Origin of the sequence: Pseudomonas sp. BIOMIG1BAC (assembly GCF_001705995.2) — a bacterium.
GTDB classification, from domain to species: Bacteria; Pseudomonadota; Gammaproteobacteria; order Pseudomonadales; family Pseudomonadaceae; genus Aquipseudomonas; species Aquipseudomonas sessilinigenes.
The window spans coordinates 1,825,116-1,841,243 of the sequence record NZ_CP049045.1; the positions used below are offsets into that span (position 1 = coordinate 1,825,116).

Here is a 16,128-nt window from a genome sequence, read left to right on the forward strand (position 1 = left end):
TCATGAGCAAGGTGCAGGAAATCAACCTCAAGGCCTACTTCAACAAGGGCGGCGAAGAGCATCAATTCGAGGGCAAGCGGGTGGTGCTGGCGGTCAGCGTCGGCCAGGAGTACCACGAGGACCAGAAGCTGCGCTCGACCATCCACCTGATCAACCAGTCCGGCTTCAGCCACGTCAAGGTGGTGGTGGCCGACACCCTGCAGCGCCACAACAAGCATGGCCAGTCGCCGGGGGAGGCGCTGTCGGCGGCGATCCGCGATGGCGATGCCTGGCTGGCGCGCAATCAGGTGATCCTCGATGGCTTGCGGGTGCCTTACCACATCACCCGCTGGAACCAGGAGCTGGCCAGCGATCGTTATGCCGAACTACGCCAGCGGCTCAACCAGGTCTACCAGCAGCAGGTGGAATTGCGCGAGGCCATCGACAGCACCATCGGCGTGTTCATCGAGCGCCTGCGATTGCGTGACGAACACGCTGACCTGGAGCGGGCAGCGGCCCAGTGCCGGGAATACATCCTCGAGGAGATCCCGATCATCCTGCCGCTATGGGCCGACGAGGGTTACCACTACGTGCTCTATCCGCAGCAGATGACCACGGCCATGGCCACCAGCCGCGACCTGCTGATCGAGCCCCACAGCCCGGACCGGGTGCGCTGGTTGCCGCTGAAGTTCAAGAAGCGCGGGATCCCGATCCCGTTCACCTTGCCCGGCGCCATCCACCCGAACTGGACCCGCGGCGCCATCGCCATCTGAGTCCGTGTTTTTTTCTGCCAATGGCCGTCGCCTTGGGGCACGGCCAACGGGATTTGTGAATTCAAGGAGTTTCCATGGGCGTTTTTGCGCAACAGCAACGCAAATGGTGGGCCTTGCTCGGAGTGAGCATCGCCAGTTTTCTCGGTTGTGTGGATTTCACCATCGTCAACACCGCGCTACCGGCCTTGCAGGCCGACCTCGGGGCGGCGGTGGACAGCCTGCAATGGGTGATCAACGGCTTCATCCTGGCGTTGTCCAGCTTCATGGTGCTGGTGGGGCGGCTGGCCGACCTGCACGGTCGCAAGCGGGTGCTGTTCATTGGTCTGAGCGTGTTCGGCCTGGCTTCGCTGGCGGCGGGCCTGGCCGGGCAGATCGATACCCTGATCGCGGCCCGGGTGATCCAGGGGCTGGCTTGCGCGGTGCTCTACACCGCCTCGGGGGCCATCGTCTCCAGCACCTTCGACAGTGCCGAGCAGGGCCGGGCCTTCGGTGTGCTGTTCGGGGTCAACGGCGTGGGCCTGGCGGCCGGGCCGGTATTGGGCGGGTTGATCACCAGCAGCTTCGGCTGGCAGTGGATCTTTTTAATCAATGTGCCGTTCGTGCTGCTGAGCCTGGGGATCTGCAGCTTCAGCGTCAGGGAGTCGCGAGGACCAGAGGCCGGGGCCCGGCTCGACGGCTGGGGCGCCTTGCTGTTGCTGATCGGCCTGCCGAGCCTGGTGCTGGTGATCGTCCAGGGCGCGGCCTGGGGCTGGGGATCGCCGCCGGTCCTGGGCCTGGCGCTGTTGGCGCTGCTGGCCCTGGGCGGGTTCGTGGCGGTGGAGCGGCGGGTCGCGGCACCGATCATCGACCTCAAGCTGTTCGCCAACCGGCGGTTCGTCGCGGCGGTGGTGGCGAGCTTCAGCCTGGCGGTGTTCTATTGCGTGGCGTTCTTCGTCATGCCGCTGTACCTGGCGCAGATCCTTGGTGCCTCGGTGCAGGCCAGCGGCCTGTTGCTGCTGCCCACCACCCTGGGCGTGGCGTTGCTATCGCCGCTGGTGGGACGCCTGGTGGACCGCAAGGGGCCGGGGTTGCTGATCAAGGCCGGGCTGGCGCTGTTCATCCTGTCGGCGCTGTTGCAGACCGGGTTCGAGCGCCAGACGTCGTTGCCCTACCTGCTGGGCGCCTTCGTGGTCATGGGCCTGGGCTGGGCGAGCATCCTCGGGCCATCGACGGTACTGGGGATTTCCTCGGTGCCCCAGGAGGTGGGGTCGGTGGCCATGGGCTCGTTGATGACCTTGCACAATGTCGGCGGCGGTATCGGGCTGGCCCTGGGCGTCGGCTTGTTCCACCAGTTTGCCGCTGCACCGGCGGGCGATGCCCAGGCGGCCTTTCTCAATGGCTACCAGGTGGTGATGGGTTTCCTGGCATTGGTCAGCCTGCTGGCCTGGAGCGCGGTGAGCCTGTTGCTGCGCGCCGCGGCCGCCCCGGCACCGGTGGCGCAAGAGGAAACCAGCTGTGGCTGAGCGCGGCGGGCAGATGGGGCTGGGGGCATTTCTTTCCGGCTCCGGTGCCCATGGCGGCAGCTGGCGTCATCCCCTGGCGGACGCCGATGCGTCGTTGAATTTCGAGCGTTACCGCCACTATGCGCAGACCCTGGAGCGGGGCTGTTTCGATGCCCTGTTCCTCAACGACAACGTGGCGGTGGGCGAGCTCGATCCGCGGGTGTTGGCCCACAGCTCCTACAGCCTGCGCTGGGACCCCTTGACCCTGCTGCCGGCCCTGGCGGTGGTGACCCGGCATATCGGCCTGGTCGCTACCGCCAGCACCTCCTACAACGAGCCGTACAACCTGGCGCGCAAGTTCGCCTCCCTGGATCACCTGAGCGGCGGTCGGGCTGGCTGGAACCTGGTGACCGGGCTGATCGGCGGCGAGAACTTCAACCAGCCCCAGCCCCCCGACCATGACCTGCGCTACGAGCGGGCCGAGGAGTTCTTCGATGTGGCCAGCGGCCTGTGGGACAGCTGGGCCGATGATGCCTTTCCCCGGGACAAGGCCAGCGGTGTGTGGCTGGATCCGCAGCGGATGCATCTGTTGCAGCATCGCGGCCGGCACTTCCAGGTCCAGGGCCCTTTGAATGCGCCAAGGCCGGTGCAGGGCTGGCCGGTGATCGCCCAGGCCGGTTCCTCGGGACCGGGGCGCGAGCTGGCGGCACGCTGCGCCGAACTGGTGTTCACCGCCCAGACCGACCTGGCCCAGGCCAAGGTTTTTTATGCCGGGCTCAAGGAACGGCTACCCCATTACGGGCGGCATGCCGGCCAGTTGAAGATCTTCCCGGGGATCGCCCCCACCGTGGGCCGCAGCCTCAATGAGGCTGAGGAGAAGTACCAGCAGTTGCAGGAGTTGCAGGATCCCCAGGCGCAGCTCAAGGCCCTGTCCTACCTGCTGGACCTGGGCATCGACCTGTCGCGCCTGGCGCTGCATGCACCCGTGCCGTTGCCGGACGACGGCAGCTCCACCGAACGCCACCAGAGCCGGCGGCAACTGGTGGTGGAGCTGATCCGGCGGGAGCGGCCAACCGTGGCTCAGTTGCTGCGCAGCCTGTCCGCCAGTGGGCATAAAGTGCTGGTGGGGACCCCGGGACAGATCGTCGATGAACTGGCCACCTGGTACCAGGAGTACGCCGCCGATGGCTTCAATGTGCTGTTCACCCACCTGCCGGGGGCCATCGACGACTTCGTCCGGCTGATCACCCCGCAGTTGCAGCGGCGTGGCCTGTTTCGCCGGCGCTATACAGGGCGGACCTTGCGCGAGCACTTGGGACTGGCGCGGGTGGAGAACCGCTTTTTCAAGGCACGGGAGCCTGGCTGAATCGTTGTGAGGGGCTTTACTCAGTAGGCGTGACACCTATCGATCAGCCAAGGAGCGACAGCATGTCCGGATGGTATGAGTTGAAGAAAAGCAGCAATGGCCAGTTTCGTTTCGTGCTCAAGGCCGCCAATGCCGAGGTGATTCTCACCAGCGAGCTGTACACCACCCGCGCGGCAGCGCAAAACGGTATCGCCTCGGTCCAGGCCAACAGCCCGCTGGACGAGCGCTATGAGCGCAAGAGCGCCAAGGACGGCAAGCCCTATTTCAACCTCAAGGCCGCTAACCACCAGGTCATCGGCAATAGCGAGTTGTATTCCTCGGAGGCGGCCCGGGAGAAGGGTATCGCCAGCGTCAAGAACAATGGCCCGACCCACAATATCAAGGACCTGACGGCGGCCTAGCCAGCCACTGGACCTGGTCGTCCATGGGGCGGCCAGGGCAGCGGATGCGGTTTCCTGACGGCGGAATTTTGTCGATGAGCCCCAAGCGGTTTATCCTGCGCGGGTCATCCGGCCGCGACGACCTGTCGAGCCAGGGTGAGGCTTTCGAACATTGTCCAAGGGAACTGCGACATCATGCTTCGTCCGTTGATTGTGCTGCTCGCGTTGTTGACGCTGGGCGGCTGCCAGACCCAACACAGCCTGCCTCCCGTGCAGTTGGAGCCGGCGCGCGAATTGCCGGTGATCTACGTCAGTGGCATGGGTGACCTGACGTCCGCGCCGCTGCGCGAGGCGCTGGCCCGGCGCGGGGCCTTTGCCGACGTGCTCAGGGGCCATGACCCCGAAGGCTACAACGTCATCGTCCTGGCCCAGAGCGATCTCGAAGACCAGCACAACCTGCCCCTGACCCTGCTCAGTGCCTGCACGCTGTTCATCGTGCCGGCACCGGTGAGCTGGAACAGCCAGATGATGTTCCATGTCAGCCGTGGCGACCGACCACTGGCCAAGTACATGATCGACAACCGCACCCAGGCCTGGCGCGGGCTGTTCAACCCCGATGGCGGGCGCAACGAGCATCTGCAGCGCATCGCCGACGACTTCATCGCGCAGATGCGCAAGGACCCCAGCTGGCGCGAGTAGCGTCGTGGCACCAGGCACCAGGCACCAGGCACCAGGCACCAGGCACCAGGCACAAGGCCCGAGCGGTTCGCACCGCTCGGGCCTTGTGCTTTCAGCGGCAGCTCAAGACAGCTGGTGCAACAGCCCCTGCAATTGCTGGCGTCCGGCCTGGGCCAGGGGGAACACCGGCCGGCGCGGTTCGCCGGCGGCCAGGCCTGTGAGCTCCAGGCCAGCCTTGACCGTGGCAGGCAGGCCGCCCTTGAGGATGAACTCCAGCAATGGCAATTGCCGGTAGAACAGGGTGCGCGCGCGCTCCAGGTCGTTGTCGCGCATCGCCTGGTAGAGGTCGAGGTTGAGCTGCGGGATCAGGTTCGCCGCCGCGGTGCACCAGCCCCGGGCACCGGCCGCGAAGGCTTCCAGCGCCAGGGGGTTGCAGCCGTTGTAGAACGGCACCTGTCCTTCGCCGAGCAGTTGCAGCTTGTGCATGCGCTGGATATCGCCGGTGCTTTCCTTGACCAGGGTGACGTTTTCCACGCTGTGGAAGATCTTCAGGATCAACTCCACGGACATGTCGATGCCGCTGGTGGCCGGGTTGTTGTAGAGCATGATCGGCACGCCGATGCTGTCGCCGATAGCCTGGTAGTGGGCGAGGATCTCGGCCTCGCCGAGCTTCCAGTAGGAGGCGGGCAACACCATCACCACATCAGCGCCCTGGGCTTCGGCAAAGCGCGCGCGGCGGATGGCCTTGGCGGTGGTCAGGTCGGAAACGCTGACGATGGTTGGCACCCGGCGGGCCACGTGGCGGATGCTGAATTCACTGACCTGCTCCCATTCGGCGTCGCTCAGGTAGGCGCCTTCGCCAGTGCTGCCCAAGGGGGCGATAGCGTGTACGCCGGCGTCGATCATGCGATCGATGGAGCGGCCGAGGGCTTCCAGGTCCAGGCCTTCGCCGTGGGCACTGAAGGGGGTGACGGTGTAGCCGATGATGCCGTGAATGTTGGGGGTGGACATGGTGGAACTCCTGCAAGGCATGAAAGGGGCGGATCAGTTCAGGCAGTCGGCGTGTCGTTTTAGGTTTTGCCGGGCGTAGTAGTTGAAGGCGGCGCCATGGCGCTTGGGCTTGGAGATCCAGTCGTGGGCTTCGCGGCCCAGCTCCGGGAGGATCGGCTTGATGCTGCCGGCAGCCATGGCCAGCAATTGCAGGCGCGCCGCGCGTTCGATCAGTTGGGCGATCACGCAGGCTTCCTCGATGCTGGCGCCGGTGGACAATTGGCCGTGGTGCGACAGTAGGATCGCGCGCTTGTCGCCCAGGGCCGCGGAGATGATTTCGCCTTCTTCGTTGCCCACCGGCACACCCGGCCAGGCTTCGAGAAACGCACAGTCCTCGTACAGCGGGCACAGGTCCATGTGCGAGACCTGCAGCGGCACTTCGAGCATCGACAGCGCGGCGACGTGGGTCGGGTGGGTGTGGATGATGCAGTTCACATCCGGCCGGGCGCGATACACCCAGCTGTGGAAACGGTTGGCCGGGTTGGGCATGCCGTGGCCTTCCAGGACGTCCAGGTCCTCGTTGACCAGCAGCAGGTTGCTGGCGCTGATTTCGTCGAAGCCCAGGCCCAGTTGCTGGGTGTAGTAGGTGCCTGGTTGCGGGCCGCGGGCGGTGATCTGCCCGGCCAGGCCGGAGTCGTGGCCGTGTTCGAACAGAATGCGGCAGGTCAGGGCCAGCTTTTGCCGGTCGGTCCACGTATTATCCGCCAGGGTATTGTGCATCTGGGTCAGGGCTTGCTTGACCAGTTGCTCTTTGGGCAGTGCTAATGTCTTGGCCATTTTCGGGGTCCTTTGATCGGTGCGATGGACGTCGGGTCTGCAGCTCACCCGCTGCTTGCGAGGTCGTTGGGTGAGCGCTAATGACACTAAAGAGGCTATATGACACTTTGTGTCATTGGCAAGCACCAATCGTTGTTTCCTAGATGGATTAATCGTTCTACATGTCTATCCGTTTGAAATTATTGAGAAAAAAACTTGGCGTGACCCTGGAGGCCCTGGCCGAGAAATCCGGCATGACCAAGAGCTACCTGTCCAAGGTCGAGCGGGGGCTGAACACGCCGTCGATATCGGCGGCGCTGAAGCTGGCCAAGGCCTTGAACGTCAAGGTCGAGGAATTGTTCGCCGAGGACAGCGTCAGTCTCGATAGCTACAGCCTGGTGCGCAGTCACGAACGCCAGTCACTGGCGGCCAACGACCAGGCCCCGGGCTATGCGGTGCTGGCCCATCAGGTCAGCGAGCGCAACCTGCTGCCGTTCATCATCTACCCGGCCCGGGAGTTCAGCGACAAGACCTTCAAGGAGCACCTGGGGGAGGAGTTCCTGTTCGTCCATGAAGGTCGGGTGGAAGTGGATTTCATGAACGAACGGGTGGTGCTCGAGCGTGGCGATGCGCTGCATTTCAACGCGCAAAAACCCCACCGCATCCGCTCCCTGGGGGACGAGCAGGCGCAGTTGCTGGTGGTGGTGCACAGCGCCGAGGAGTGATGCGCTACACGGCCGCTACTGGGCTGGCGAAGCTGTGCCAGGGCTCGCAGGGCCTTGCGCCAGGATGATCGTGCGGCCGCTACGCGCCCGTGCGCAGCCTGCGGCAGCGGCTACACGGGGCGTTTGTGGTCGATTGGCTCAGCGCTCTACCGGGACTGCCAGCGCCGGTTTGCCCAGGGCGTGGGTCCTGGAGTCGAAGAATCGCAGGTCCAGTTCCAGGCCGTCGAACAGCTTGGCGTAGTGGCGTTTCTGGTGCTGGATGAACGCCGGGCTGCGTGGGTAGATGGAGATGGCCAGGGTGCCGGCGCCGCACTGGCGGATCGCCTGGACCAGGTGGGCATCCTGGGGACCGAGGTTGTGGCCGAAGAGGCACAGGGCGCCCTGGTGGTCCAATAGCTGCTGGTAGCAGAACGACAAGTAGTCGCTGCTGCGGATGGTCTTGAGCTTGTCCGCCAGGGGGCCCTCGCTGACGAACAATGGCACGTCGTCCAGGGTCTTGAGGGTGTTGTTGATGGCGAAACTGCCCAGCAGGGTGCCTTCGGTGGAGGTCAGCTTGCGTGCGCTGCCATCGAGGTTGCGTACCAGGTGCAGGCCACCGTGCAAGTACAGGATGCGGGTTGCGCTGGCATCGGCGCAGCCCAGCTCGAAGGCCGGGTCGGCGCCCTGGAACAGGTCGCTGAGCCCTTGGGGATCATGCTGCACGGCCCAGTAGTTGAGCAGGTCGTAGTTGCTGGTGAACACCGTGGGGTATTGCCGCAGCTCGTGGTTGATCGCTGCCAGGCTTTGTGGCTGCACCAGGCGCCAGGGAATGTGCATGGCGTGCACGGTGTTGATCAGCGCTTCCTTGATGGCGTAGTAGCGATTGCGCGGTGCCGCCGAGCTGACGGCCAGGGCCTTGTTGACCCGGCTGGTGGTCTTCAGCGCGCCCAGCACTTGCTCGAAACTGCGGGTCTGCAGGGCATCGAACACGCTGAGTTCGGACTGGCCAAGGGGTTTGTCCTCAACGCTGCGGGCATTTTCGAACAACGACTCATAGGCGAAGTCTTCCCATACCGCCCGGCTGGCGCCGTTGCCGATCAGCAGGCCGGTAAACCCGGTGCTTGCGCGCAGGGCATTCCAGTCTTCAAGTTCGGCGTCAAATTCCTGGAAATCCATCATCGCGGTCATTGGTCTCAAGGCAGAAGGTAGGCGGGCGCAGACTTTATCACGACCGACCCTTGCGCCAGATCAAGAACGCCAGTGACCGATCGGTCGATTCTGTTCGACAGACATTGAATCGACACCCTGAAAGGGCCCCCCGCCTGGAGATTTCCTGATGAGCAGCACCTTCTTCATTCCAGCCGTCAACATCATGGGCATCGATTGCCTCGACGAAGCCATGAGCGCCATCCGCAACTATGGTTTTGGCAAGGCGCTGATCGTGACCGATGCCGGGCTGGCCAATGCCGGCGTGGCCGGAATGATCGCCGAGAAGCTGGCCATGCAGGACATCGACTCGGTGATCTTCGACGGCGCCAAGCCCAATCCGAGCATCGCCAACGTCGAGCAGGGGCTGGCGCTGTTGCGCGAGTCGCAGTGCGATTGCGTGGTCTCCCTGGGGGGCGGTTCGCCCCATGACTGCGCCAAGGGTATCGCCCTGTGCGCCACCAACGGCGGACAGATCAGCGACTACGAAGGGGTCGATCGCTCGGCCAAGCCACAGTTGCCCCTGATCGCCATCAACACCACTGCTGGCACCGCCAGCGAGATGACCCGTTTCTGCATCATCACCGACGAATCGCGCCACGTGAAAATGGCCATCGTCGATCGCAATGTCACACCGCTGTTGTCGGTCAACGATCCGGCGCTGATGGTTGCCATGCCCAAGGGGCTGACCGCCGCCACCGGCATGGATGCCCTGACCCACGCGGTGGAAGCCTATGTGTCCACGGCGGCCAACCCGATCACCGATGCCTGCGCGCTCAAGGCCATCAGCATGATCAGCCACAACCTGCGCCAGGCGGTGCATGACGGCGGTGACCTGGTGGCGCGGGAAAACATGGCCTATGCCCAGTTCCTCGCCGGGATGGCGTTCAACAACGCCTCCCTGGGCTTCGTGCATGCCATGGCTCACCAGTTGGGCGGCTTCTACGATTTGCCGCACGGTGTATGCAATGCCGTGCTGCTGCCCCATGTACAGAGTTTCAACGCCAGTGTCTGCGCCGAGCGCCTGACCGATGTGGCCCATGCCCTGGGCGCGGACATACGTGGCTTCAGCCCGGAGGAGGGGGCCCAGGCCGCGATCACCGCCATTCGTACCCTGGCTCGTGACGTGGAGATCCCCGCTGGCCTGCGTGAATTGGGCGCCAAGCTGCAGGACATTCCGGTACTGGCCGCCAATGCCTTGAAGGATGCCTGTGGCCTGACCAACCCGCGTCCGGCGGAGCAACGGCAGATCGAGGAGATTTTCCGCAACGCCTTCTAAAAGGGCAGCGCCGAGCGAATTGGGCCCCTGCCGTTGCAGGGGTCTACCAGCGCTGCGGAGGCTGGCGGCGAGTGTGGAAGATGCGCAGTATCTGCAACCGACTACCGCGCACTCGATAGGGAATCAGATAAGGCCATCCAGGCACGACCCATTCTCGGGTACCGGGTAGCCGACCTTCGCGCCCGCTGGCCGGAAAACGGGCCAAATGCCCGATGCCAGTGAGCAGGGTCTGCACGAACTCCCTGGCGGCTTCAGGATTGTCCTGGGCAATGTAACGCGCCTCGTCATCCAGGTTTTTCAGGGCTGTTCGCAGCCACTCAATGTGCATTGCCGGTCCATTTACCCGTGATGGCCGCTACTTCCTCCGCGCTGGCGAAATCCCCCGCATCAGCTTCCCCGAGCGCCTTTTGGATCTCCTCGATCTGCCAGGCTTCCCGGGCGAGGTATTCACGCAACGCATCCACCGCCAGGAACGACTTGCTACGCCCTGTCGCTTTCGCCAGCAGAGCAAGGGTTTCAGCCATTTCGTCGGGCAGGCGCAGGGACATGATGGACATAGCGTTCTCGTTGTAGTGATGTGTAATACAACATACTACTCCGTCATGTCGTGGTTGCGAGGTCGCCGTTCGTCAGGCCTGGAGTGGTGATCGGTCCATGCCAGGATGGGTGATTTCCTTCACTGATTGCATTGAAAGCGGCGGTTCCACGGAGGATAGTGCGGCCCTTGTCTGCCCTCATCACAAGGAGCCGTGAATGATCCGTCCATCGTCCCTGATCCAGGTCCTGGGTGGCATTGGGTTGCTGTTGGGCAGCGCCGCGGTCGCTGCCCAGTGCCTGCCGCCACCACGCAATGCCCAGGTGCCGGGGTTTTCCCTGTGCAAGGAGTGGCCGGCCTTCGCTGACCAGAGCATCAGCCTACTGGCCGAACTGACGCCGGATCCGGCGGTGGCCGATGCCTCCGATGATGGCTCCTATGATCTGCAACTGGCGGTGCTGGATCGCCAGGGCGGGCAGGTGCTGGCCAGCTACCGCCAGCCGGCGGCCTTCGTCTCCGACGCCATCCACCTGGACAGCCTGAAGCTCGACACCGGACGCTTCCAGCTGGCCCCGCAGGTGCGTGCCTTTGGCGTCAGGGCGGCATTCTCCGGCTCTTCGCGGGTCAATCCGTTCGATCAGGTGCTGCTCAGTCTCTATGTGCGCGAAGGCACCAGGCTGCGTCCGGTGATGGAGAAGTTCGTGGCCTATTCCTACAGCGGCGAGTGGGATGGGCAATGCACCGGACAGCGGGTCGAGACCACCCGTACCCTGGATATCGCCAAGACCGGCAGCCACGGTTATGCCGACCTGATCGTGCGCTCGGTGAGCGTCACCACCCTCGGCGAAGGCCAGGGCGAGCAGTGCCAGTCCCGTTCCGTCACCAGCAAGCCTGTGTTGACCACCCTGCATTACGATGGCCAGCGCTATGTGTTGCCCAATGAACTGAACGGGATTTGAAGGCGTGTCGATGAAGCGCTGTGGAGTTGGCCCTGGGCTGGCGTTATTGGGTTTGTTGGTGGTCACGGCGGCCCGGGCCGACTGTGATGACCGCGTCGATGTTCCTGGGCAGTTGCATGTTTGCAAGGCCTGGCCTGCGCAGCCTGGGATGAGCATCAGTGCCCGGGCGACCCCGATGCCCGGGCCTGGGGATGGCGACACTCGCCGCTACAGCCTGGATGTGGCCCTGGTGGATGGTGACTCCGGTTGGGCGGTGGCCAGCAACTACAAGGATTCGGCACTGTTCTGCGATGCCGTGGCCGTGCAGGGCCTGCAGATCGATACCGCGCGTTATCGCTTGAACCAGGCGGAGCAGGCCTTTGGCCTGCGGGTTCTTTACAGCCACGACTCCAGCGCCGCTCCCTACGAGAAATCCGTGCTGACTCTCTACCGGCGTGAGGACAAGGAAATCCTGCCCTTGCTGGAAGGGCTGGTGGTGGATGAGCGCTCCGGTGAGTTCGGTTGGGAAGGCCAGTGCTCGGGGCGTTCCCGGACAATGCACCGGACCTTGCAGATGGGCCCTGGCCAGCGTCATGGCTACGCCGACCTGATCGTGCGCACCCGCGAAATCAAGACTGAGCACTTCAAGGGCCGCGACGGTTGCGACAGCCGCGACCTGCCTGCTCGTGACAGTACCCTGACGTTGCACTACGACGGTGTGCGTTATCCGATTCCCGACGCCTTGAAAGGATCCTGATCCATGCTGACTGGCCTCAACCACCTGACCCTGGCGGTCACCGATTTGCCTCGCAGCCTGGCCTTCTATCATTCGCTGCTGCAACTGCGCCTGGAGGCCAGTTGGGATGGCGGCGCCTACCTGTCGCTGCCAGGGCTGTGGTTGTGCCTTTCGCTGGATGCGCAACGCCAGGTGCCGGCGGTGGCCGACTACACCCACTATGCCTTCAGCCTGGAGGCTGGCGATTTCGATTCCTTCGTCCTGCGTATGCGTGAGGCCGGGGTAAGGGAGTGGCGCGACAATCGCAGCGAGGGCGCTTCGTTCTATTTTCTCGATCCGGACGGGCACCGGCTCGAAGCCCATGTCGGCGACCTGGCCTCGCGGTTGCGGGCCTGTCGCCAGCGGCCCTATGCCGGCATGCGTTTCTATCCCGCCGACCAGAAGAGCAGTGCCGTGTTCGACAGTTGAACAAAGCCGCTGGTGGTCGGGGCCCGGGATCGTGCAGAATCCTGCACATTCATCCTGTACCTGGCGCCCTTCGCGAGGTGCACTGACTTGGAGTCTTGTCGATGACCTCATCGCTGTTGCTGGCCGTTATCACCTCGGGTTTCATTTATGCGATCACCCCCGGACCCGGGGTGCTGGCAGTATTCGGCATTGGCGCGGCTCGTGGACGGCAAGCCGGGGCGGGGTTTCTCTGTGGGCATATGGTCGGTGATGTGGTCTGGTGCAGCACGGCCCTGGTGGCCATTGTCGGTGCCCGGGAAATCGGCAGCGAAGCCTTCAATATCCTGGGCTTTCTCAGTGGCCTGTATCTGTTCTGGCTCGGTCTGCGAGCCATTCGCAGCAAGGGTGGCAGCGCCGATGATCCCCAGGGGGCGGCTCGTAATCCGTTCTGGCACGGCATCCTCTTCGGCCTGACCAATCCCAAGGCTTATCCGGTGGCGGTGGCGACCTTCACTGCGCTGCTTTCCAGCCGGGCCGAGATGCTCAGTTGGTCGATGCTCCCCGGCCTGATTGCCTTGAGTTTCCTTGGCGGTCTTGCGGCATACGCTATTCTCATCGGCATTGTCGGGGCTCGCCAGGTGCGTGGCTGGTATCAGCGTCACGAACTGGCGATCACCCGGGTGTGTGGCGTGATGTTCATCGGCTTTGCGGTCAATGCCCTGGTGCATGCGGTGCCCGGGCTGGTCGGCAACAAATCGTAGGCAAGGCCGTTCGCAGGTTGCGACGCAGCGCAGCCGGTGCCAGGCATCGGCTGATCGGGCTCAAGGGATGGGTACTCAGTGCATTTTCCATGGGTAGTAACTTTCTCTGATGGCAACCAAAAACTCCGCGCCTCTGGCCAGTTTCATCGACCTGCTCCTGGACGCCGTATGTGCGGTGGATGCCGAGGGTCGCTTCGTATTCGTCAGTGCGGCTTGCGAGCGTGTGTTCGGTTATACGGCCGATGAACTGATCGGCCGAATGATGATCGAGCTGGTGCATCCGGACGATCGCGAGCGCACCTTGCAAGCCGCCCGGGAAATCATGGGTGGCGTGCCCAAGCCCAATTTCGAGAACCGCTACCTGCGCAAGGACGGGCGGGTGGCGCATATCCTCTGGTCCGCGCGGTGGTCGGAAGTGGACCAGTTGCGCATCGCCGTGGCCCGAGATATCACCGAGCGCAAGCGAGCCGAATCCAAGCAGGCGGCACTGTATGCGATCTCCGAAGCTGCCCACGCCACCGAGGACCTGCTGGTGTTGTTCAAGCACGTGCACCGGATCATCGGCGAGTGGCTGCCGGCATTGAACTGCTCCCTGGCGCTGTATGACGAGCGTTGCGCCGGCTTGAGCTTTCCCTACCATGTGGATGATTGCGAGCGCAGCCCGGAACTGCCGGGGACATTGATCGGGCGCTTTTGCCACGAGGTGCTGCTCCGCGGCCAGCCCTTGCTGCTGGCGCCCGAGTGCTCGCCGACCCGAAGCATCTGGGACGAATTTGCGGCGATCCAGGGGCCGCGGTGCTGGCTTGGCGTGCCGCTCAACGCACAGAAGGGCACCATCGGCGTGCTCATGGTCAAGAGTGCTCCGGGTACCCAGGGCTACGGCGAGCAGGACCAGGAACTGCTGCAGTACGTCAGCGCCCAGCTGGCCGCGGCCATCGAGCGCAAGCAGTTGCATGCCCGGCTGCACTACATGGCCGAGTATGACCAGCTGACTCACCTGCCTAACCGCGAGCTGCTGAGGGAACGCCTCAGGTCGGCGCTGGCCCGTGCCCGGCGTGAAGCCGGGCGCATGGCCTTGTTGTATGTCGATCTGGACAGGTTCAAGGAGGTCAACGATACCTGCGGGCATGCGGTGGGCGACATGCTGTTGCAAGCCGTGGCCACCCGCCTCAAGGCCTGTATCAGGGAGACCGATACCGTGGCTCGGATTGGCGGCGATGAATTCGTGATCCTGCTGGAGAGCGTGCAGCACAGCGACGATGCCCAGCGGGTGGCGGACAAGATCCGCGGTGCGCTGGGTGAACCGCTGCGCCTGGACGGCCATTCGCTGCACATCCTGCCGAGCATCGGCATTGGCCTGTATCCCGAGCATGGCCTGGAGGAAAAGCAACTGTTCAAGCATGCCGACGAGGCCATGTATGCCGTCAAGCGCGCCCACAAGAGCCGTTCCAACGCCTGATCGAACGAGCACCGTCCCGGGCGCCGTTCGTCGCGCAAGCTAAACCTTTATGGCTTGGGCTTTTCCCTATGCAGACGAACGTTTTCGTTCACGACCGATTCATCTGCAACAGGAGAACTCCCCATGAACGCCATTGCCACTGTGATGCGCAGCGCCGGCCTGGCGCTGCTCCTGGGCCTGTGTGCCAACAGTGCCCTGGCCCAATCCCCTGTGGCCTTCATCGATGACGCATCGGCCCAAGGCATGGCCGACATCGAGGCCAGTCGCCAGGCGCACCAGCAAACCTCTTCCAGGGCGGTCAAGGAATACACCATCCAGGTCATCAATGACCGCACCACCGCCAACCAGCATCTGGCCAGGATCGCCAAGCAACTGGATTTGCCGATCGCTCCACGCGAGCAATTGATGGACCAGGCCAGGCGCCTGATTCCTGCCGTCGCCGAAGGCGAGGACGTCGACCGGGCCTACGCGACGAACCAGATCAAGAGCACCGAGCAGGCGATCCGGCAGATCCGCCAGCAGGCCCAGGCCAGCGAGCTGCCTGAGCTCAAGGCCTTTGCCGAGGAAACCTTGCCCAAGCTGAAAAATCACCTGCAGATGGCCAAGGCACTACAGGCCGGACGCCTGTCCGATCACCTGGAGGGGTGACGAACAGCGGGCTTCAGGGCCGGTACCGGGCGGGTGGTTGCCCTGATGGTTACACCTGAGAACATTCCTTCGCAGAATAAAACAGGATTGTGCTGGAGCCTTGGCGGTTGCGGGCTTAACGTGACCAGGACCCGGCGCCGCCAGGGCGCCGCGAGGCTCAAGGAGACAGCACATGACGAGTACGGCCGGGGATTCGGTCTGCGACCTGTATCACCGTGCGGAGGACTATTTCTTCGTATCCATCTCCCAGTTCTATCGTCGCTTCGGAGCGGACCTGAGTGCCTATTGCACCGGGGTCGAGGCCAGCAGCCTGAACTTGCTGATCATGAAGAACCAGGGCCCGCACAGCGCTGCCCAGCTGGCCGAAGGCGTGGCCTTCCTGCAACTGACCGGCATGCCGTTTTGCGTCGTGGTACCCGAGGCTCATGTAGCTCATGTCAGCGAACCGTTACGCCAGCAACAGCTACTGCCGGCAGACCGAACCACTTGCATGGTCCTCGACCTCGAGGCCTATGAAGCGCCACAGGTATCGGCGCAACGGCTGGATATCCGTTGCACCGATGATTGCCTTGAAGACTGGGGGCTGCCGGTGGAGAGCGCATTCGAGTCCGGCGCAGGGGGGATCGAACAGTACCTGGCCCGGCACCGGGCCGCGTTGCAGTCCGGTAGGGCATTGCGCCATTTCACCCTGTATGTCGATCAACGTCCGGTGAGCGCCTTGACCCTCTCCCTGGGGCCTGCAGTGGCGCGCCTGGACGACATCGGTACCTTGCAACAGTGCCAGGGGCGCGGTCACGCCACGGCGCTCATCCACCATGTGCTGGCTTTCGCCAAGGCCCAGGGGGCCGGGACTTGCGTCCTGGAGGCGTCTCTGGACGGCCTGTCGATCTATCGCAAGGTCGGCTTCAAGCGCCTGTTCGACTACCGCACCTTCTGCCAGGAGTGACTCGCG

19 protein-coding genes are annotated in these 16,128 nt (G+C 63.8%); 14 read left to right on the plus strand and 5 right to left on the minus strand.

What is annotated here, in order from left to right:
* The first annotated feature begins 2 nt into the window (after window positions 1-2).
* From ATY02_RS08465 to ATY02_RS08485, 5 genes are all read left to right on the plus strand, one after another.
* Entirely contained in the window at window positions 3-752 is a 750-nt protein-coding gene (locus ATY02_RS08465) for a tRNA-dependent cyclodipeptide synthase (RefSeq protein ID WP_068582152.1), read from the plus strand.
* A 74-nt stretch (window positions 753-826) separates the two neighbouring features.
* On the plus strand, window positions 827-2,254 hold the full coding sequence (locus tag ATY02_RS08470; RefSeq protein WP_068582154.1) for an MFS transporter: 1,428 nt from the start codon (window positions 827-829) through the stop codon (window positions 2,252-2,254).
* A gap of 13 nt (window positions 2,255-2,267) precedes the next feature.
* A complete protein-coding gene (locus ATY02_RS08475; RefSeq protein ID WP_068582207.1) occupies window positions 2,268-3,599 on the plus strand; it encodes an LLM class flavin-dependent oxidoreductase in 1,332 nt (443 codons plus the stop codon).
* 62 nt (window positions 3,600-3,661) lie between these two features.
* Window positions 3,662-4,000 (plus strand): YegP family protein, encoded by a 339-nt coding sequence (locus tag ATY02_RS08480; RefSeq protein WP_068582157.1) that lies wholly within the window; start codon window positions 3,662-3,664, stop codon window positions 3,998-4,000.
* Window positions 4,001-4,174: 174 nt separating this feature from the next.
* Entirely contained in the window at window positions 4,175-4,678 is a 504-nt protein-coding gene (locus ATY02_RS08485; protein ID WP_068582160.1) for a hypothetical protein, read from the plus strand.
* A gap of 102 nt (window positions 4,679-4,780) precedes the next feature.
* Here the strand turns inward: ATY02_RS08485 and ATY02_RS08490 are convergent, their stop codons facing one another.
* The gene (locus ATY02_RS08490; RefSeq protein WP_068582163.1) at window positions 4,781-5,668 is read right to left on the minus strand and encodes a dihydrodipicolinate synthase family protein; all 888 of its coding nucleotides are present in this window, start codon (window positions 5,666-5,668) and stop codon (window positions 4,781-4,783) included.
* Window positions 5,669-5,701: 33 nt separating this feature from the next.
* Window positions 5,702-6,484: an aldolase gene (locus ATY02_RS08495; RefSeq protein ID WP_068582166.1), complete on the minus strand. Its 783-nt coding sequence runs from the start codon at window positions 6,482-6,484 to the stop codon at window positions 5,702-5,704.
* 161 nt (window positions 6,485-6,645) lie between these two features.
* On the opposite strand from ATY02_RS08495, the gene ATY02_RS08500 reads away from it, so the two are divergent.
* Complete coding sequence (locus tag ATY02_RS08500; protein WP_068582169.1) at window positions 6,646-7,188, plus strand: helix-turn-helix domain-containing protein; 543 nt, start codon at window positions 6,646-6,648, stop codon at window positions 7,186-7,188.
* A 138-nt stretch (window positions 7,189-7,326) separates the two neighbouring features.
* On the opposite strand, the gene ATY02_RS08505 is transcribed toward ATY02_RS08500, so the two are convergent.
* Window positions 7,327-8,346: a DUF4917 family protein gene (locus ATY02_RS08505; RefSeq protein WP_068582209.1), complete on the minus strand. Its 1,020-nt coding sequence runs from the start codon at window positions 8,344-8,346 to the stop codon at window positions 7,327-7,329.
* Between the two features lie 157 nt (window positions 8,347-8,503).
* On the opposite strand from ATY02_RS08505, the gene yiaY reads away from it, so the two are divergent.
* Window positions 8,504-9,652: an L-threonine dehydrogenase gene (gene yiaY, locus ATY02_RS08510; protein ID WP_068582173.1), complete on the plus strand. Its 1,149-nt coding sequence runs from the start codon at window positions 8,504-8,506 to the stop codon at window positions 9,650-9,652.
* 43 nt (window positions 9,653-9,695) lie between these two features.
* Here yiaY and ATY02_RS08515 read toward each other — a convergent pair whose 3' ends face one another.
* Both ATY02_RS08515 and ATY02_RS08520 read right to left on the minus strand, forming a co-directional pair.
* Window positions 9,696-9,980, minus strand: a complete 285-nt coding sequence (locus ATY02_RS08515) for a type II toxin-antitoxin system RelE/ParE family toxin (protein WP_068582176.1) — start codon at window positions 9,978-9,980, stop codon at window positions 9,696-9,698.
* Window positions 9,970-10,209 (minus strand): CopG family ribbon-helix-helix protein, encoded by a 240-nt coding sequence (locus ATY02_RS08520; RefSeq protein WP_068582179.1) that lies wholly within the window; start codon window positions 10,207-10,209, stop codon window positions 9,970-9,972. The genes ATY02_RS08515 and ATY02_RS08520 overlap by 11 nt, the downstream gene beginning before the upstream one ends.
* Before the next feature lie 196 nt (window positions 10,210-10,405).
* On the opposite strand from ATY02_RS08520, the gene ATY02_RS08525 reads away from it, so the two are divergent.
* From ATY02_RS08525 to ATY02_RS08555, 7 genes are all read left to right on the plus strand, one after another.
* Window positions 10,406-11,146, plus strand: coding sequence for a hypothetical protein (locus tag ATY02_RS08525; RefSeq protein WP_068582182.1), 741 nt, complete (start codon window positions 10,406-10,408; stop codon window positions 11,144-11,146).
* 10 nt (window positions 11,147-11,156) lie between these two features.
* Entirely contained in the window at window positions 11,157-11,882 is a 726-nt protein-coding gene (locus tag ATY02_RS08530) for a hypothetical protein (RefSeq protein ID WP_068582185.1), read from the plus strand.
* 3 nt (window positions 11,883-11,885) lie between these two features.
* Complete coding sequence (gene fos, locus ATY02_RS08535; protein ID WP_068582188.1) at window positions 11,886-12,329, plus strand: fosfomycin resistance glutathione transferase; 444 nt, start codon at window positions 11,886-11,888, stop codon at window positions 12,327-12,329.
* A 101-nt stretch (window positions 12,330-12,430) separates the two neighbouring features.
* Complete coding sequence (locus ATY02_RS08540; protein WP_068582191.1) at window positions 12,431-13,069, plus strand: LysE family translocator; 639 nt, start codon at window positions 12,431-12,433, stop codon at window positions 13,067-13,069.
* 109 nt (window positions 13,070-13,178) lie between these two features.
* On the plus strand, window positions 13,179-14,528 hold the full coding sequence (locus tag ATY02_RS08545; protein WP_068582196.1) for a GGDEF domain-containing protein: 1,350 nt from the start codon (window positions 13,179-13,181) through the stop codon (window positions 14,526-14,528).
* A gap of 123 nt (window positions 14,529-14,651) precedes the next feature.
* Complete coding sequence (locus ATY02_RS08550; RefSeq protein WP_068582198.1) at window positions 14,652-15,176, plus strand: DUF4142 domain-containing protein; 525 nt, start codon at window positions 14,652-14,654, stop codon at window positions 15,174-15,176.
* 172 nt (window positions 15,177-15,348) lie between these two features.
* Window positions 15,349-16,122 carry a GNAT family N-acetyltransferase gene (locus ATY02_RS08555; protein ID WP_068582199.1) on the plus strand — a complete coding sequence of 258 codons (774 nt, stop codon included), beginning with the start codon at window positions 15,349-15,351 and terminating at the stop codon, window positions 16,120-16,122.
* Window positions 16,123-16,128: the final 6 nt, after the last annotated feature.